We start from the raw sequence: 17,329 nt of genomic DNA, 5'->3' as shown, positions 1-17,329 counted from the left end.
GCCTGTTGCCATGGGTTTGCACGTGTGCAGAAAGGATAGCTATGCACAATTCCCCGGCAAAGGACTTGGAGTCCATCGCCAGGCAGGGCGGTCGCTTCAAGCGAATGGCTGTTAGGATACCGACTTACCTGACCGATCTTCGGGAAAATCCGGCCTGGTTGCCGATGTTCCTGCTGGCGCGGACATTGCCGTTTCGGCGGATGCATTGGTTTGCCACCAGACAGCCCGTCACGCTTCCCGTTTCCGGTGCCTCCATGTTCGGCGCGCTCGAACGCAGCGCCGTCGTCAATGCATTGCGGACGGACGGCATCTATTCGGGCCTGATGCTGCCTGATCATATCCATCGTGAAATCACCGAATTCGCCCAGACCACGGGCTGCTTCGGCAATTTCAATCGAAAGCTCGAATTCGTCGCAGGTGAACACACCGAAGCCGAGGCCCGTTTCGAGCGCCCGATCCTTTCCGGGCATTTCTTCGAGCGTTCGCTCGATTGCGCGGCCGTCATGGCGGTTCAGCGGGATCCGTTGCTGATCGATGTTGCCCGGCAATATCTGGGCGGCCAGGCCAAGGTGATCACCACGCGCATCTGGTGGAGCTTTCCGACGCAGGCCTCCGAAGCGGATAGAAGCATGGCGTCGCTCGATAAATATCACTTCGATCTCGACGACTGGCGAATGCTGAAGTTCTTCTTCAACCTGGTCGATGTGGACGAGGGCACCGGTCCGCACGTCTTCCTCAAGGGCAGCCACAGGCGGCGGCGCGTCAAGCATCAGCTTACCCTGCTTGTAGGGCATTCGGCGGACGAAGTGCTCGATTATTATGGCAAAGCGAGTGCGGTGACGCTGACCGGCAAGGCCGGCTCAGGCTTTGTGGAAGATCCCTTTGGCTTCCACATGGGCACAGTTCCCACGCAGAAGCCGCGCTTGATGATGGAAGTCGGCTTCGGCGTCTCGAAGCCGTCGCAGCGACGTTTCCATGGGGAGCCTGTCCTGCGATAGGCTGCGGATTGCTTTATGGAAGCCATGCTGTGGAGCGCCGTCGACCGGCGCTCCTGCCGCTCAGTCTTATGCGGAGCGACCGAACCGCTTTGCGATGAAATGGTCGAGCGCGATACGGCCCGGGCCGCCGGCGATGATCACCAGGAAACAAGTTGCCCATGTACCGTGTGTCGGCCAGGCATCGGGATAGACGAATATCTCGATGACGAGCGTCATGCCCAGCAGGGCCAGCGCCGACAGCCGGCTTGCGAAGCCGATGACCAGCAGGAACGGAAAGAAATGCTCGCTGAAGGCGGAGATGTGGGCGGCGATCCACGGATCGATGAAGGGCAGCTTGTATTCCGTCTGGAACAGATAGACGGCATTGTCGGTCACATGCCAGCCATCCACCTTGGTCTGGCCCGACTGCCAGAAGACGGCGGCAATCGACAGGCGCGCGACAAGCGCGATCAGATCGTGCGGAATGCGGTTGAGAAGCCTGAGGGCGCCATACAGCTTCTGCGGCACGGTTTCGCGTTCGGCCACGCCGGCCGTCATCATATGCTCTTGCATGTCGGTTCTCCCTGACGTTCAGCGAATAGCCATGAATGCGCCGGCCGCGAGCGCGCCGGCGAGGTTGGCGGAAAGATCGAAATCCGGTGTTTCGGCAAGAGCCGCCTCGAACGCGCTGCCCAGATCGGCGCCGGCAACAAGCTCTTCGAGAAAAACAGCGCCGCCGGCGGGCAAAGAGTGGACCTCGACCGTCATCTGAGGTCGGACGACGAGCGCATCCTCTCCCGTCCAGTCCTCGATATCAGCCAGTTCGATTTCGCCGGTGTTCATCGCCCAGATGGTAATTATGGGAAAGGCCGAGCGAATGATCGAGGCTGAGGGATGCGGCACGAAGCGCAAGCGCGCCAGACCCTCCGGCTCGACTGTGGCCAGCAGGGCGGCGTCGAGCGGCGCAGCATCGGCGGCGTGATAGGCCTTGCCACGGGCAACTTCCAGCCTGATGACATCGGGCAGATAGGGGATTTCGCCTGCAGGCTCGAAACTCCCAACGAAATCGCCAAAGTTGTCGCCGTAAGCCAGCAGCAGGGGCGAGTGCGGCGGATGCAGGCGGATGAATTCATGCGCCATGGCGGCGAAAAATTCCTCGCCGACGATCTTTTCGGCAGCCGGAAAGCGCGAGGTCAGCGCACCGATCAGCCCGACGGCGACGTTGTTGCGGTAGACGCCGAAGCGGCGCTCCGGCCGCGGGCCGTTCCAGGCTTCAAGTCCTTCCGGAACCGCTCGATCGAGATCGACGAGCGCTGCGGCGAATTCGGTTTGCGTCGAGAGAGACATGGCTGCTCCTATGCCGCCCGGCGTTCGGCCGCGCGCCGAAGGATAGCGTCGGCGCCCTCCGCCTCGGCCCTCAGAACTGGCCATTCCGGCACGTCATTATCCCATTCGACCAGGCTGGCAACCGGGCCAGTGCGGGCGATCAGCTCTTCATAGAGCTCCCACACCGGGTCTTTCACCGGCGTATCGTGGCTGTCGATCAGAAGCGGTGCGCCGGCATCGTCGACGGTTTCGGAATGGCCGCTCAGATGGATCTCGCGCACCCATTGCACCGGAAAGCGGTTGAGGTAAGCGCGGGCATCCATGTTGTGATTGGTGGCGGCAACGAAGACGTTGTTGACATCGAGCAAAAGGCCGCAGCCGGTGCGGCGGACGGTTTCGGCAAGAAACTCCGTCTCTTCGATCGTGCTTTCCTCGAAGAGCAGATAGGTAGCCGGATTCTCCAGCAGCATCTGGCGGCCGAGCAACATCTGCACCTCATCGATATGGGCGCAGACCTGGGCGAGGGTTGCCTCTGTATAGGGGAGCGGCAGGAGATCGTTGAGGAAGGTCGTATCGTGGGTCGACCATGCCAGATGCTCGGAAAAGCTTTCGGGCTCGTAGCGGTCGCAGACGATCTTCAGGCGGGCCAGGTGATCGGCATCGAGCGGTTGCATCGAGCCGATGGAAAGGCCGACGCCGTGAATGGAGAGAGCATAGTCCTGGCGCAGCCTACCAAGCTGGGCATGCGGCGGTCCGCCGGCACCCATGTAGTTTTCGGCGTGGACCTCGAAGAAGCCGATCGGCTGGCTGGCGGCGTTTATGGTCGCAAAATGTTCCGGCTTGAAGCCGACGCCGGCACGGCGGGGAAGTTCTGACGGTTTCATTGCAAGCCTCCGCTTGGACATGCTTGATCGGGAAGGAGGGCGGCGCGCAGACCATGCGCCGCCCCGCGTCACTGCAGTCTGGTCAGACAGGCGCCGGACCTTGCATCAGCGTGCCGTGGCCGTTCGGCGTCTTGATCGTTTCGCAGGTTCCGGCGGGAACCAGCTTCCACGAATTGCGCTGATAATCGACTTTCGACGTACCGGCGCAGGTGGTGCCGGGACCGGCTGCGCAATCATTCTGGCCTTTCAGGGCAACGCCGTAGCATTTGTCCTTGGCGTCGGCCGCCGAAGCGGTGGTGACGCCGGCGGCCAATGTCATTGCCGTCGCGACCGAGGCGGCGAGGGCGACTGCTGAAATCCTGCTCATGACAAACTCCTTGCAACAGATAATGGATCGATGATCTGAGCTCAGATCAGGCCGGGGTCAGCGAGCCATGGCCCTTCGGGGTCTTCATGGAGGTGCAGGTGCCTGTGGGAACGAGCTTGAAGGACATCTTATCATAGCTCATGGTCGACTTGCCGGCGCAATCATGCTTGCCGGCGGCGCAATCGTTCTGGCCCTTCAGCGCGACGCCATAGCATTTTTCCTTGGAATCGGCAGCGGCAGCGGGGACGGCGATGGATGCAAGCGCCGAGGCGAGCGAACCGGCAATGGCCAGGGTGAGGATGCTGTTCTTCATGGATCTGTCTCCTAGGTGGATGCGAGCCGTCATTGGCTTGCATCAGGGTCTACGGAGCGTCCGTGGGCGACGTTACAGCCGACGCGAAATTTTTTCGAACGATACGAAATTATTCTGTGCCGGCTATATGTTTCACCTCGATTGCCTGCCGGACAGGGACTTTTGGCCAAAAGCCGAAAAGACTTGAAAAAGATGGACAGTTGCCGGTAACGAAAGGCTGCGGTCCTGCGTAGAGGAGATGTCGGGTGAGTCATTCGGCGCGCGAAGAGGAATGGGCAGTCTGGATGCGCGCCGCCATTGGCGGCGATGCGCAGGCCTACCATCGTTTCCTGTCCGCAGTGACGCCCTATCTGCGCGCCATGGCGCGCCGGCGCTGCGATCAGTTCGGGACGCCGGCCAGCGAAGCCGAGGACGTGGTTCAGGAAGTGCTGCTTGCCATCCACCTGAAGCGCGGAACCTGGGACGCATCGCGCCCGATCGGGCCGTGGATATCGACGATCGTGCGCAACAAGCTGATCGACGGTCTCAGGCGGCGTGGACGGCATGTGAGCGTACCGATCGACGATGTGATCGATATCCTTGAGGCGGAAGAACAGACCGATGCCTTGGAGCGATTGGACGTCGATCGTATGCTGGAACAATTGAAGGATCCGCAGAAGACGATCGTGCGCTCGATTTCCGTCGAGGGAACCAGCGTACGGGAAACGGCGGATCGGCTGAAGATGACGGAAGGCGCCGTGCGCGTGGCGCTGCATCGCGCGCTGAAAGTGCTTGCGGCATTGTATCGGAGTGAGACCAGTGAAAACCGATGACCTCATCAATCTTCTGGCGCAGGACGCGCCGGTCCGCACGCGGATCGGCAAGGCCCTCGCCTTGGCGGTCGTCGCGGGTATCCTGATCAGCGGCGGCATTTTCTTTGCGATGATCGGCTTCCGCGCCGATATAGACACCGCAATGCAGACCATTCGTTTCCTGTTCAAATTCGTCGTGACCATCGCGCTCGCCGCGACCGCTTGCGCCGTCGTCTTCCGTATCGGCCGGCCCGGTGTGCCGTTGCGCATATGGGGTTGGGCGTTGCTGGCGGCACCGATCCTGCTGCTTGCAGCCGCAGCCGTCGAAATGGCGGTCATGCCGGCGGACAGCTGGAGCGCGCGGATGATCGGGCACAATGCCCGCTTTTGCCTGACGCTTATTCCGCTGCTGTCGATCGGGCCGCTTGCCTGCTTCCTGTTTGCATTGCGCCACGCGCGCCGGAAAGGCCTGGTGTTGCCGGTGCTGTTGCGGGGCTTGCAGCCAGCGGTATCGCCGCAACCTTCTACGCATCCAACTGCACGGACGACAGCCCGCTCTTCGTCCTGCTCTGGTATCCGATCGCGATCGCCATGGTGACGGCTGTCGGATATGGTCTCGGCCGGCGCATTCTGCGTTGGTGACGCGGTCGAAAAGCCAGCTTTAACGGATTGGGAATATCCCGCGTTGATCCTATCGGCCGGCGCGAACATCGATCGCCGCGAAAGCAGTTGGAAGCGCCTGCTTTCATCGGCTATCCCGGACCCGCTCCTTGTTTTCAAAAAATTGCATTTGTCCGCTTTAAAGTATTTGCATCCGCGGCGAATTCTATTATAGAGGCGCAACCTTCGCCGCGAACGATTTCATCGTCTGGCGGTCGTTGGGGAATAGTTCAATGGTAGAACGACGGACTCTGACTCCGTTAATCTTGGTTCGAGTCCAGGTTCCCCAGCCAAACACTTTCAGAAACTATATCAGATAGACAATGCCGCGAAGGCTTGGCGATTGCGCGACTTCAATGTTGCGTCGCGTGCCGCTTCTCCTGATTTTCAGGAATTTTCATTCGGATACGGCAAATCCCACTCGCTCTCGAGCAACCCGAATCCAGATCATAGAGCTGGTGATCGGATTGCCTCGTCATGACTCTCGGTCATGTCCTCTCTTCGCGTCGACGGATCACCCTCTCGCAGCGATTTCCGTCTGCATGGGTGGCTTTGCGGCCGCAAGATATTCGCCCTTCAGCCGCATGTGGCACCAGCAGGCGAAGGCCGAGGAGGCGAAGGCCAGGCTTTCGCCGATGGCGAGGCGGTTGTTGGAATTGCTGAGCAAGGTCAGCGAGAAGAAGAACAGGCACATGATATAGGCGTGCCAGGCGGCGCGCGGAATGATGCCTGCCTTGCGGGCGCGCCAGACGGCGCGGATGAAGACGCCGAGCATGAAGGCCATCACGGCGGCGCCGAACAGGCCGTAGCGCACCAGGATTTCCAGATAGCCATTGTGCAGCAGCGTGTACTGAATGTGCGAGTAGCGCGTTTCGGCCCAGCGCTCGAGCCATCTGTTGCCCCAGCCGAAAATCGGCGCGGAGGAGAAGACTTCCCAGCTGTTGGACCAGAGCTGCAGGCGCTCATCCATCGATACCGGGGTGTTGGTCGAGCTGATGGCGCTTGAGACCACGTCGCCGACATCGTGGCTGCCGGTTACCTTTTCGACCATGGACAATGCTGCCGCCACGGTCGGGCCGGCCGTCTTATCGAGATTGTGCCGGACGCCATAGATGCCGGCGATCAGCAGCGCCGCCACGACGACGATGGCGATGAGGCCGCTCTTCATGCGCAGATAGGTCAGCGTGACGAGCGCCAGGACCGGGATGGAAATGCCGAGCGCCAGCCAGACGCCCTTCGATTTGGCGCCGTAAATAGCGATGAAACAGAGCGCGAAGATGAAGGGCGAAACAATATAGGCGAAACGGGCGATGCGCCGGTCGCTGGATTTTTCCGTCAGGTAATGCAGCAGCCAGAACAGCGTGAAGATGACGATCATGCCGCAGGCGACGGCGCCGTGGATCTGATTGTTCATGATCAGCGGGCGGATGGTTTCGCCGGCAAAAACCTCGCGCAGATGCTGGGTTGCCACAAGCATGACGAGGACCATGGCGAAATAGGCCGCGACGATCTTTTCCATCACCTCTTCATAGAGCAGGAAAGCGACGCCCATGATCGGAAAGAAGAAGGGGAAGGCATAGAGCCAGTCCGAAGCGCCGATATCATGCTGCGGCGTCAGCCAAAGGGTGATGCCGAAGCGGGCCATGACATAGAAGGCCCAGCCCATGCAGAGCCAACCGACCCAGTCCGTGCGTGGCCGCAACGGTGCCTTCATGTAGTAATAGAGGGCGATCAGCGAGAGGAGCGCGGTTGCATAGCGATAGGCGTCGCTTTCGACGACGGTGGGCGAGGCCACCAAAAGCCAGAGTATGCCACCGATGATAGCGACGGCTTTCGGCATCGCGCCCGCAGCCTTGGTCACGCCTGAGGGGCGGGTTGCGAGATCAGCATGCGATTTGTTCATGCGCGAGTCGTCCAATGTCGTCGTCCGCCTTCGTTCACATTTGTTGTATTGCCCGGCATTGCGACGCCCCCATGAAGGCCGTTAGGGCCGCAAGGGGGCAGGAATGCGGCATTTTTCCCCTGCCGGCGCCTCGGCGACATCGATTTCGTCGGGTGCTTGCTAATGGGTAACGCCATCGCGCCGAACCACCTTCAAAACCGTCAGAAAGATGATCTTGAGATCGAAGAGGAAGGATCGCCGGTGCAGATAGTCTTCGTCCAGCGCCACCTTCTGCGGGATCGGCAGTTCATCGCGGCCATTGACCTGCGCCCAGCCGGTGAGGCCGGGCAGCAGTGCGTCGACGCCGCGTTCGGTGCGCAACGCGATCAGGTCGTGCTGGTTGAAAAGAGCGGGTCGCGGACCGACGATGCTCATCTCACCCTTCAGGATACAAAGGAGTTGCGGCAACTCGTCCAGGCTGGATTTGCGCAGGAAGGAGCCGATCGGCGTCAGATAGATCTTGGGGTCCTTCAGCAGATGCGTCGCGACGGCGGGCGTGTCGGTGCGCATGCTGCGGAATTTCGGCATGCGGAAAATCCTGTTGCCGCGCCCGACACGATCGGACCAGTAGAGGATGGGGCCGCGAGAGGTGAGACGCACGGCAATGGCGACGATCAGGATCGGAATGGAAAGGACGATGGCCGCGGCAAATGCGGCAAAGAAATCGAAAAGGCGCTTGGCGATCGTATAAAGCATCGTCTCTTGTCGTTGCGTCGCCACCGGTTCGGGCGGCGGCGATGGCGGTTTGGGTGTTTTGTGCATCTCATATTGCGGATTGGTGCACAACCGTCCGGCATGAGATTCCCCGGCCTTGTTCTCGGCAGATATCCCATGCAAAGCATGTTTGAACACAACGAGCAGAGGCAATGAACCCATGATCCTGGTCACCGGCGCAACGGGTTTTGTCGGACAGACGCTTTGTGCCGAACTGTCTCGCCGGCAGATGGAGTATCGGCCGGTCAGCCGTGCGCCGCGGCCGGGCTACGTTGCCACCGGCGCGATCGATGCCGCGACGGATTGGTCCGGAGCGCTTGCCGGCGTCGATGCCGTCATGCATCTGGCCGCCCGCGTGCATGTCATGAACGAGAGTGCGGCCGATCCGCTTGCGGCCTTTCGCGCCGTCAATGTCGATGCCACGGTCAATCTGGCGCGGCAGGCGGCGCGGGCTGGGGTCCGGCGCTTCATCTTTCTGAGCTCGATCAAGGTCAACGGCGAGGAAACCGGACCGGGGAGGCCGTTCAAGGCTTCGGATGCGCCGCACCCGGAAGATGACTATGGCCGCTCGAAGCTGGAGGCGGAAAAGGCGCTGCTGACAATTGCCGCCGAGACCGGCATGGAGGTCATCATCATCCGGCCGCCGCTGGTTTACGGACCTGGCGTCAAGGCCAACTTTGCGAGCCTGATGAAATGGGCGGCCCGGCCATTCCCCTGGCCGTTCGGCATGGTCCGCAACCGCAGATCGCTCATTTTCGTCGGCAATCTCGTCGACTTCATGCTGCTCTGCGTCCGTCATCCGGCTGCTGGAAATCGTGTTTTTCTCATCAGCGACGGCACGGATCTTTCCATCGGCGCGTTGATTGGCAAGCTGTCGTCGGTCCAGGGGAAAAAGGCGATGATGCTGCCGGTGCCGTCTCTCTTGCTGGAGGGGCTTGCGGCACTCTTAGGCCGCCGGGCAGCGGCCCAGCGTCTGCTCGGCTCGCTCCAAGTCGATATTGACGAGACGATGGCGACCACCGGTTGGTCGCCGCCCTATTCGATCGAGGAAGGGCTGGCGGCAACTGTCGACCGTTGACGACAGCAGGGCCGGCATTGCCGTGAGCCCTTACAGGCTCCAGACCGAATGACCTTCCAGCAGGGGATTGGCTGGATCAAGCGCCGCTTTCACATCAACGACCACACCGTTTTCGCTGAGCAGATTGAGGATATGGGCAGCACCGCCAGCCAGATAGGATTTATGGGGAACGGCGAGGATGAGAGCGTCGAGCTTGCCGAAATCCTCCAGCGCCGCCAGGCGTATGGCGTATTCTTCTTCCGCTTCCGCAGGGTTCGCCATCGGGTCATGCACCAGCGGTTCCAGGCCGAATTGATGCAGTTCACTTATAATATCGGGCACGCGACTGTTGCGCAGGTCGGGCACATTTTCCTTGAAGGTCAGGCCGAAGATGCCGATGCGGGCGCCGTTGATCGGCCTCTTTGCAGAGACCAGCATCTTGATGAGCTTCTGGGCGATGAATGCGCCCATGCCGTCATTGATGCGGCGGCCGGAAAGTATAACCTCCGGGTGATAGCCGAGTTCTTCCGCCTTGGCTGTGAGATAATATGGATCGACGCCGATGCAATGGCCGCCGACGAGGCCGGGCGTGAAGGGCAGGAAATTCCATTTCGTCCGTGCCGCCTTCAGCACGTCGGCGGTGCGGATGTCCATCTTTTCGAAGATGATCGACAGCTCGTTCATCAGGGCGATGTTGACGTCGCGCTGGGTGTTTTCGATCACCTTGGCGGCTTCGGCGACCTTGATGCTGGGGGCGCGGTGAATACCGGCCTCGACCACGGCGCCATAGATGGCGGCAATCCTCTCCAACGTCTCCTCGTCGTCGCCGGCGACCACCTTCACGATGCGCTCGAAGGTGTGTTCCTTGTCGCCGGGGTTGATGCGTTCCGGCGAATAGCCGACGTGAAAATCCTCGCCCTGGCGCAGGCCCGAGACTTCCGCGAGCACCGGGCCGCATACTTCCTCGGTCACGCCGGGATAGACGGTGGATTCGTAGACGACGACCCCGCCTTGGCGCAGCACCTTGCCGACCGTGCGCGAGGCGGAGATCATCGGCCTCAGATCCGGCTGCCGGTTGCGGTCGATCGGCGTCGGCACGGCGACGATGAACATATTGCGATCCCGCAGATCCTCGATGTCGCTGCTGATGCGCAATCCGCTTGCTCTCAGCTTTTCGGCCGAAACCTCGCGAGTATCGTCGTCACCAGCCTTCAGTGCGGCGACACGGGAGGCCTTGATGTCGAAACCGACAACATCGTGGAATTTTTCGGCGAGCGCGATCGCGACAGGCAATCCGACATAACCCAAGCCGATAACGGCAATCTTTTCATTCAACACAGCATACCTCGAACACTCCACCTGAATTAGCCCAAACCCAAGGCTCATGTCAGCGTCAATATTTGCCACAGGCGCGGTTTCTGCTGCGGGTCGCGTGAATGTGAATATCGGCTGCCGGCTTTGCAATAGGCTGGAGATAAGGGGTTGCGGCCGGTTATGGAGCTGGTTTTGGCGACGCGCCTGATATGGGCATCGAAACTTTCTCGTCCCGAACCTATTTATAGGGGTGAGAGTTATTTTCTCGGAAAGGGTGGTTCGCGATGCGAAACAGCCATCTCAAATATCTACGCTCACAACGAGAGGATCTCGAAGCCAAGCTTGAGCTGCATATAGCACGCTATTGTTTCGGTGACGGCGAGGTCGAAGACGGTACCGAGGCGGAGTTGCGGCAGCGGATCGCGGAATTGTCTGACGAAATCACCGTGCTTGAAACCCAATGGGGTGAATAGTCTGACGGCTTCTGGGCACAGGCGCCAGCTTGCTGATTCCGGTCGGCGTGATCGGTGACAGAAGGTCCAAGGAAATCCTGAACCTGGTTCAGCTGCCAATCCGCAAAAGGCGGGTTAGCGACAAGAGCCGTCGAATCCGTCGATATGGGCGCCAAGCAGGCCGAAAACGGCTGGCCGGCGGCGCAAGCGCCGGCTTTGATCAAGTCGTCGGTGGTCGCCTTGTCAGTCACCAGGTTGATTTTCGTCGCCTCATCCGGCGTGATAAGCCGTATCGAACTTGGAACGGTACTCATCGCCATATCCAGTATCGACCGATCAACGCCCATTTTCTTGAAGTAAGCGAGCATCTTCGATCGCTGCGATTTCGACAGTTTCGTACTGTCGTGCAGCCCGACAAACTTGCGGCTGATTTCCTGGCGACTGATGAGGCGCTTCTTGCCGTTAACGATCTGATACTTCATTCGGTAGATGATCCGCTCCTGATCGTAGGTCGTCTTGACCTGATGGACTCCGACGATAGCGAAGGGGCTGACGACGCGCCTGACGCCGGCAGACAGCACGAAGGGGCAGGCCGAAAGACATCTGCTACCTGCGGAATAGGCAATAGCTTTTGCCCCGGCGCGCCAGCCGTCGGCACAGAGCGGCTGGTTGCTTGGACAGGATTGCAGCCGGGTTCCGCCCACGGCAACGGACAGGCCGCGCTTGCGGATGATCTCACCCATTTCCATCGCGGCTTCTACATTCCCGCCCGGTGAGTTTACGATTATAGGCAGCTTCCTGTTGCCTGTGCTTGCAAGAAGCTTGCGCAGGTCGTCGGGGGATCTTGCATCGATCATGCCTTCGGCTGCAATCCAGTCCATGCAGCCCTCGGGCCGACAGTTGCCGGAGCCGGGAGCCGCGTGAACGAGCATGAATTGCATTGGCGTGCCGGGCACCTGGGCCATGGCAGCCGCCGTCAGCCCCGTCAGTGCAAAACCCGCCGTGGCTGCCGGCAGGCAAATCTTCAGCGCGCAACGCAAAAGACGCCTGAAAACTGCAAAATTCATGAAGTGAAACCCCCGCACCCTCTGGATGGAAGCTAGCAAAGTGCAATCCAATTAAGCAAGGGGCACAACCTCGATCAGCACCGCGTCACGAGACTGCCACCGGGTTAAAATATGAGGCATCGATAGGCACGCAAACATCTCGACATCGGCAGCTGTTCAGCGCGATATGGTCGAAGATGATCGACGCGAGCGAGGAGCCGATGAAGCCGAGCCTGTCTACCCTTCTCAGCATCAATGGCGGCTATGTCGATACCGCCGGCTTTCTTGCCCTGCATGGCCTGTTCACCGCGCATGTTACCGGTAATTTCGTGACGCTTGGTGCCACTTTGGCGCTCGGCACGTCGGGTGCCGTTGCCAAACTTCTGGCGCTGCCGGTTTTCTGTGTCGTGGTCGTTCTCGCTCGCCTGCTTGGAGGAGATTTGTCGCGGCGTAATCTGCCGACATTGCAGATCGTCTTGACGCTGAAATTTTTCCTGCTGGTGCTTGCGGCGTTTTTCGCCATGCGGTTTGGCCCGTTTGCCGATGGCGACGGCTGGCAGGCGATCGTGACCGGAATGACGCTGATTGCGGCGATGGCGATCCAGACAACGGCGCACCGCATCCATCTCGGCTCGACACCGCCGACGACGATGATGACGGGTACGACGACCCAGATCATGATCGATATCGCCGATCTCCTGCGCGGTGCCAAGCCCGAGGAGAAAGCCGCAACGACAGCGAGACTCCGCCGCATGGGGGCCGCTGTCGGTGGCTTTGCTTTAGGCTGCGCATTGGCGGCAACGCTTTTCCTGCTTGTCGGCATGGCCTGCTTCCTGCTGCCGCCGGTTCTGGCGCTTGCGGGAATTCTCATGCATGCCGGCAGCTCGGCAAAGCCGGCTTAGCTTTTCGTCTCCATCCATTTCTGATCGTGCCAATCTTGCTTCTTTCTCCAGCCTTGCAAGTCGGCTACAGCTCTCTAAGTGTACGCGTCGGATCGAAGCCGGTTCGCCGCATTTGAGGCGGCAGATTGTTGGTGAATTGAGAAGGGGTGATCATGGCAGGAGAAACGGTGCTCGTGGTCGGCGGAGCCGGCTATATCGGTTCGCACACATGTCTGGATCTGGCGAACAAGGGGTTCAAGCCCGTCGTCTATGACAATTTCTCCAATGGACACCGTGAGTTCGTCAAATGGGGCCCGGCTGAGGAAGGCGATATTCGCGATCGGGCGCGCCTCGATGAAGTCCTTGCCAAGCACAAGCCGGCCGCCATTCTGCATTTCGCCGCGCTGATCGAAGTCGGCGAGTCGGTCAAGGATCCCGTATCCTTCTATGAAAACAACGTCATCGGCACGCTGACGCTGCTGTCGGCGGCGCAGGCGGCGGGCGTCAATGCCTTCGTCTTTTCCTCTACCTGCGCGACCTACGGCCTGCCGCAGAGCGTGCCGCTCGATGAGAGCCACCAGCAGGTGCCGATCAATCCCTACGGCCGCACCAAGTACATCGTCGAGCAGGCGCTTGCCGATTACGATCAGTACAAGGGCCTGCGCTCCGTGGTGCTGCGCTATTTCAACGCTGCCGGCGCCGATTTCGAGGGGCGCATCGGTGAGTGGCACACGCCGGAAACCCACGCCATTCCGCTCGCGATCGATGCTGCGCTCGGCCGTCGCCAGGGCTTCAAGGTGTTCGGCAGCGACTATGATACCCGCGACGGCACCTGCGTTCGCGATTACATCCATGTGCTCGACCTTGCCGATGCCCATGTCCGCGCCGTTGAATATCTACTGCGCGGTGGTGACTCCGTTGCCCTCAATCTGGGCACCGGCACGGGTACGACGGTCAAGGAATTGCTCGGAACAATCGAGACCGTCTCGAAGCGGCCGTTCCCGGTCGAATATGTCGGCCGTCGCGAGGGCGATTCGACGACGCTCGTCGCCAATAACGACAAGGCCCGCGATATCCTTGGCTGGTCGCCGCAATATGATCTGACCGGGATCATCGAATCCGCATGGAACTGGCATGCCAAATCCAACCAGCACTGAGCAGTCTTCGCCTCCGCGTAGCGTCAAGGGCAAGCGCCCGAATGTGATGCTGATTTCAGCCGATCAATGGCGGGGCGATTGCCTCTCCGCCGTTGGCCATGATTGTGTCAAGACGCCGAATGTCGATGCCTTGGCGCGGGAGGGCGTGCTCTTCCGCCGGCATTATGCGGGGGCCGCGCCTTGCTCACCGGCGCGGGCGACGCTCTATACCGGCCTCTACCAGATGAACAATCGCGTTTGCCGCAACGGGTCGCCGCTGGATGCCCGTTTCGACAATCTGGCGCTTGCGGCCCGGCGGGCAGGCTATGATCCGACACTATTCGGCTACACGGATACGGCGCCCGATCCGCGCAGCAAGGACCCCAGCGATCCGCATCTGACGACCTATGAGGGTGTGCTGCCCGGCTTCACGGCACGGCAACTTCTGCCCGAGCATGAGAAGCAGTGGCTGTCCTGGTTGCGGTTGCGCGGTCACGCCGATGCCGTCAACCGCGATATCCATATCCCCGTCGGTGCCGCACCCGGCGAGATTTCCAATAATGCGCCCGCCTATTCCAAGGATGAGACGCAGACGGCCTTCATGGCTGGGGAATTCATCCGCTGGCTTGGCGAGCAGGACGCGCCCTGGTTTGCGCATGTTTCCTTTCTGAGGCCGCATCCGCCGTTTTCGGTGCCGGAGCCCTATAATCGCATGTTCTCCGCCGCCGATGGCCCCGCCTTTGCGCGGGTAGCCAATCGCGAGGCGGAGATGGCAGTGCATCCGCTGCTTGCTTTTGCCCTGCCGCAGATCGGCAAGGGCGGGTTTATGTATGGTGGCGAAGGTTCCATCGCGGATTGGTCTGCGGAGGACCTTTCAGCGATCCGCGCCATCTATTATGGCATGATTTCAGAAGTGGACGCGCAGCTCGGCCGGATCTGGCAGGCATTGAAGGATGCCGGTGCGTGGGACGATACGCTGATCATCTTCACCTCGGACCATGCCGAGATGATGGGCGATCATTGGATGCTCGGCAAAGGTGGCTTCTATGACGCCAGCTATCATGTGCCGCTCGTTATTCGCGACCCTGCCCAACCTGCGGCGGGTGGCAGCGAGGTGGAGCATTTCACCAGCTCCGCCGATATTTTTCCAACGCTATGCGACCGGCTTGGCATTGTGCCTGAAAACCATGTCGATGGCGAAAGCCTTCTGCCGTTCATCGAGGGCTCTGCCCCGGATAGCTGGCGCGACGCCGCGTTCTGGGAGTTCGATTTTCGCGACATCGCCAATGAAAGCCCCGAGCGGCATTTTGGCCTGAAATCCAATGCCTGCAATCTCGCCGTTATCCGCGACGAGCGGTTCAAATATGTCCACTTCGCCGGTCTTCCACCTGTCCTGTTCGATCTGGCGAAAGATCCGATGGAGCTTTCGAACGTCGCAGACGATAGCGCTTACATGGCCATCCGGCTTGCCTATGCCGAAAAGCTTCTCTCATTGCGAGCGGAGCATCTGGATCAGACGCTCGCCTATACGGAATTGACGGAAGAAGGGCCGGTTTCGCGCCGGCCCTGAGTCGTTCCGGCTATTTGCTTTTACGCAATTTTCCTGATGTCACTCTTCAGGCAAACGATCCGAGATAGGTCATCTTGCCCACAGGCAGGCCGCGGCTGCGCAATATTCCGTGCGCCGTGGTGATGTGGAAGAAGAAGTTCGGCAGCGCGAATTTTGCCAGATAATCCTCGCCCTTGAAGACGGTCTTATTGCCGCCCGGGGAGATCGTGACCTCCCTGACATCGCTGCCTTCCATAGTCTCCGGCGTCACCGTCGCCAGGAAATCCTGGGTTTTCTTCAGACGTTCGCGCAGGTCGGCGACGGTTGTCTCATTGTCTTCGAAGCTCGGGGCATTGATGCCCGCGAGCCGGGCGATGGTGAGCTTCGCCGTATCGGAAGCGCGCTGGTACTGACCGGAAAGCGGTAGCATGTCGTCAAAGAGGCGTGCGGCGACGAGCTCGTTCGGCTCGATACCCTTCTCAGTGGCATAGGCTTCGATCTTGTCGAGATAGGCCGAAAGGTTTTGCAGGCCGCGTTGAAAGACGGGGACCGAGAAACTGTACATCGAGGGCATGTTTGTTCTCCATTGCGGGCCGCTCGGGCGGCCGGGATCGGCGGCATTCTAACCCGCTCCTGTGGCGATGAAATAACCGTTCCATCGGGCGGGGTGCCCCTATGTAGGTTCGACGGCCGAATCTTGCAGTAGCAGCGACAATAAATCCGCCTTCGCTCCCTCCTGCGATGCGGCCTGAAATTACTGTTGACGTTTGTCATGAAAAATGGAATGAATATTCCGCATATAGAATTTTACGGTTTGTTTGTTCCGTTTTTAGCGTGGCCACCATGGGAGTGGTGGCCGAATTGAATAGACGCCCTGCGGTCGAGGCCGAGGGTTCCGGCATTTAGGAGGGGTGTGGCCGGGCACCGTATCTGGGAGGAAAACATGAAGAAATTTATTCTTGGCTCGGCGATGGCGCTCATGTTGTCGACCGCGGCTCATGCCGAAACCATCGGCGTGTCGATGGCGCTGTTCGACGACAACTTCCTCACCGTTCTGCGCAACGGCATGCAGGACTACGCAAAGGGCCTGAACGGCGTGACGCTGCAGGTCGAAGACGCTCAGAACGATATCGCCAAGCAGCAGAGCCAGGTCCAGAACTTCATCGCCAGTAAGGTCGATGCCATCATCGTAAACCCGGTCGATACCGACGCGACGGCCGCGATTTCCAAGCTCGCCGCCGATGCCAAGATCCCGCTCATCTACGTCAACCGCGAGCCGGCAAACGTCGACAGCCTTCCGGAGAAGCAGGCCTTCGTAGCCTCCAACGAGCAGGAATCCGGCACGCTGGAAGCCAAGGAAGTGTGCAGGCTTCTCGGCGGCAAGGGCAAGGCCGTCGTCATGATGGGCGAACTGTCCAACCAGGCAGCCCGTATGCGCACCAAGGACGTACATGACGTTCTTGCCACCGATGAATGCAAGGGCATCACCATCGTCCAGGAGCAGACCGCCAACTGGCAGCGTACCCAGGGCGCCGACCTCGTCACCAACTGGCTTTCCAGCGGCCTCGAATTCGATGCCGTGATTTCCAACAACGACGAAATGGCGATCGGCGCCATCCAGGCGCTCAAGGCTTCGGGCAAGTCGCTCGACAAGATCGTCGTTGCCGGTGTCGACGCGACGCAGGATGCTTTGGCTGCAATGCAGGCCGGCGACCTGAAGGTCACCGTGTTCCAGGATGCTGCCGGCCAGGGCAAGGGCGCCGTGGATGCCGCGCTGAAGCTTGCCAAGGGCGATAAGGTCGACAAGAAGGTCTACATTCCCTTCCAGCTCGTGACGCCCGCGAACGTCAAGGACTTCGTCAAGAAGAACTGATGCCGCGATGATCGACGGATGCGGGCGCCTGATCCCGCATCCCCACA

General features: G+C 60.2%; 19 protein-coding genes and 1 tRNA gene. 11 read left to right on the top strand and 9 right to left on the bottom strand.

Annotation, left to right across the window (positions count from 1 at the left end; translation table 11 throughout):
• Positions 1–41 precede the first annotated feature (41 nt).
• A complete protein-coding gene (locus tag BSK43_RS03220) occupies positions 42–998 on the top strand; it encodes a phytanoyl-CoA dioxygenase family protein (protein ID WP_077470466.1) in 957 nt (318 codons plus the stop codon).
• Positions 999–1,064: 66 nt separating this feature from the next.
• On the opposite strand, the gene BSK43_RS03215 is transcribed toward BSK43_RS03220, so the two are convergent.
• The 5 genes from BSK43_RS03215 to BSK43_RS03195 form a co-directional block, all read right to left on the bottom strand.
• Positions 1,065–1,550, bottom strand: coding sequence for a DoxX family protein (locus BSK43_RS03215; RefSeq protein WP_077470467.1), 486 nt, complete (start codon positions 1,548–1,550; stop codon positions 1,065–1,067).
• Positions 1,551–1,568: 18 nt separating this feature from the next.
• On the bottom strand, positions 1,569–2,324 hold the full coding sequence (locus tag BSK43_RS03210) for a DNA-binding domain-containing protein (protein WP_136686698.1): 756 nt from the start codon (positions 2,322–2,324) through the stop codon (positions 1,569–1,571).
• Between the two features lie 8 nt (positions 2,325–2,332).
• Positions 2,333–3,187, bottom strand: coding sequence for a DUF692 domain-containing protein (locus BSK43_RS03205; protein WP_077470468.1), 855 nt, complete (start codon positions 3,185–3,187; stop codon positions 2,333–2,335).
• Positions 3,188–3,269: 82 nt separating this feature from the next.
• Positions 3,270–3,554, bottom strand: coding sequence for a DUF2282 domain-containing protein (locus BSK43_RS03200; protein WP_068390192.1), 285 nt, complete (start codon positions 3,552–3,554; stop codon positions 3,270–3,272).
• Between the two features lie 46 nt (positions 3,555–3,600).
• Entirely contained in the window at positions 3,601–3,867 is a 267-nt protein-coding gene (locus tag BSK43_RS03195; RefSeq protein WP_068390187.1) for a DUF2282 domain-containing protein, read from the bottom strand.
• A gap of 245 nt (positions 3,868–4,112) precedes the next feature.
• Here BSK43_RS03195 and BSK43_RS03190 point away from each other — a divergent pair, with 245 nt between their 5' ends.
• The 3 genes from BSK43_RS03190 to BSK43_RS03180 all read left to right on the top strand — a co-directional run bounded on the left by BSK43_RS03190 (position 4,113) and on the right by BSK43_RS03180 (position 5,611).
• Complete coding sequence (locus BSK43_RS03190) at positions 4,113–4,679, top strand: sigma-70 family RNA polymerase sigma factor (protein ID WP_077470469.1); 567 nt, start codon at positions 4,113–4,115, stop codon at positions 4,677–4,679.
• Positions 4,666–5,256, top strand: coding sequence for an NrsF family protein (locus BSK43_RS03185; protein WP_348641739.1), 591 nt, complete (start codon positions 4,666–4,668; stop codon positions 5,254–5,256). The genes BSK43_RS03190 and BSK43_RS03185 overlap by 14 nt, the downstream gene beginning before the upstream one ends.
• 281 nt (positions 5,257–5,537) lie before the next feature.
• A tRNA-Gln gene (locus BSK43_RS03180) sits at positions 5,538–5,611 on the top strand.
• A gap of 221 nt (positions 5,612–5,832) precedes the next feature.
• Here the strand turns inward: BSK43_RS03180 and BSK43_RS03175 are convergent.
• Together BSK43_RS03175 and BSK43_RS03170 are read right to left on the bottom strand one after the other, a co-directional pair.
• Complete coding sequence (locus tag BSK43_RS03175) at positions 5,833–7,221, bottom strand: O-antigen ligase family protein (protein WP_077470470.1); 1,389 nt, start codon at positions 7,219–7,221, stop codon at positions 5,833–5,835.
• Positions 7,222–7,380: 159 nt separating this feature from the next.
• Complete coding sequence (locus BSK43_RS03170; protein WP_077470524.1) at positions 7,381–7,956, bottom strand: sugar transferase; 576 nt, start codon at positions 7,954–7,956, stop codon at positions 7,381–7,383.
• A gap of 178 nt (positions 7,957–8,134) precedes the next feature.
• Between BSK43_RS03170 and BSK43_RS03165 the strand changes: the two genes are divergently transcribed.
• Positions 8,135–9,052, top strand: coding sequence for an SDR family oxidoreductase (locus BSK43_RS03165; protein ID WP_077470471.1), 918 nt, complete (start codon positions 8,135–8,137; stop codon positions 9,050–9,052).
• 30 nt (positions 9,053–9,082) lie between these two features.
• On the opposite strand, the gene BSK43_RS03160 is transcribed toward BSK43_RS03165, so the two are convergent.
• Positions 9,083–10,369, bottom strand: a complete 1,287-nt coding sequence (locus BSK43_RS03160; RefSeq protein WP_077470472.1) for a nucleotide sugar dehydrogenase — start codon at positions 10,367–10,369, stop codon at positions 9,083–9,085.
• A 260-nt stretch (positions 10,370–10,629) separates the two neighbouring features.
• Between BSK43_RS03160 and BSK43_RS35560 the strand changes: the two genes are divergently transcribed.
• The 5 genes from BSK43_RS35560 to BSK43_RS03135 all read left to right on the top strand — a co-directional run bounded on the left by BSK43_RS35560 (position 10,630) and on the right by BSK43_RS03135 (position 15,430).
• Positions 10,630–10,818 (top strand): hypothetical protein, encoded by a 189-nt coding sequence (locus BSK43_RS35560; RefSeq protein ID WP_077470473.1) that lies wholly within the window; start codon positions 10,630–10,632, stop codon positions 10,816–10,818.
• Between the two features lie 29 nt (positions 10,819–10,847).
• On the top strand, positions 10,848–11,573 hold the full coding sequence (locus tag BSK43_RS35555) for a hypothetical protein (RefSeq protein ID WP_136686696.1): 726 nt from the start codon (positions 10,848–10,850) through the stop codon (positions 11,571–11,573).
• Between the two features lie 491 nt (positions 11,574–12,064).
• On the top strand, positions 12,065–12,745 hold the full coding sequence (locus BSK43_RS03145; RefSeq protein WP_077470525.1) for a DUF1275 family protein: 681 nt from the start codon (positions 12,065–12,067) through the stop codon (positions 12,743–12,745).
• A 152-nt stretch (positions 12,746–12,897) separates the two neighbouring features.
• Positions 12,898–13,881: a UDP-glucose 4-epimerase GalE gene (galE, locus tag BSK43_RS03140; protein ID WP_077470476.1), complete on the top strand. Its 984-nt coding sequence runs from the start codon at positions 12,898–12,900 to the stop codon at positions 13,879–13,881.
• Complete coding sequence (locus BSK43_RS03135) at positions 13,859–15,430, top strand: alkaline phosphatase family protein (RefSeq protein ID WP_077470477.1); 1,572 nt, start codon at positions 13,859–13,861, stop codon at positions 15,428–15,430. Before galE ends, BSK43_RS03135 begins: the two co-directional genes overlap by 23 nt.
• 46 nt (positions 15,431–15,476) lie before the next feature.
• On the opposite strand, the gene BSK43_RS03130 is transcribed toward BSK43_RS03135, so the two are convergent.
• The gene (locus BSK43_RS03130; protein WP_077470478.1) at positions 15,477–15,983 is read right to left on the bottom strand and encodes a DUF1993 domain-containing protein; all 507 of its coding nucleotides are present in this window, start codon (positions 15,981–15,983) and stop codon (positions 15,477–15,479) included.
• 369 nt (positions 15,984–16,352) lie between these two features.
• On the opposite strand from BSK43_RS03130, the gene BSK43_RS03125 reads away from it, so the two are divergent.
• A complete protein-coding gene (locus BSK43_RS03125) occupies positions 16,353–17,282 on the top strand; it encodes a sugar ABC transporter substrate-binding protein (protein WP_068390096.1) in 930 nt (309 codons plus the stop codon).
• Positions 17,283–17,329 lie beyond the last annotated feature (47 nt).

Source organism: Rhizobium sp. P44RR-XXIV (assembly GCF_001999485.2).
In the GTDB taxonomy this organism is placed as follows: Bacteria; Pseudomonadota; Alphaproteobacteria; order Rhizobiales; family Rhizobiaceae; genus Rhizobium.
The sequence above is the reverse complement of the archived record's forward strand: the minus strand, read 5'-3'. Positions and strand labels throughout refer to the sequence as shown.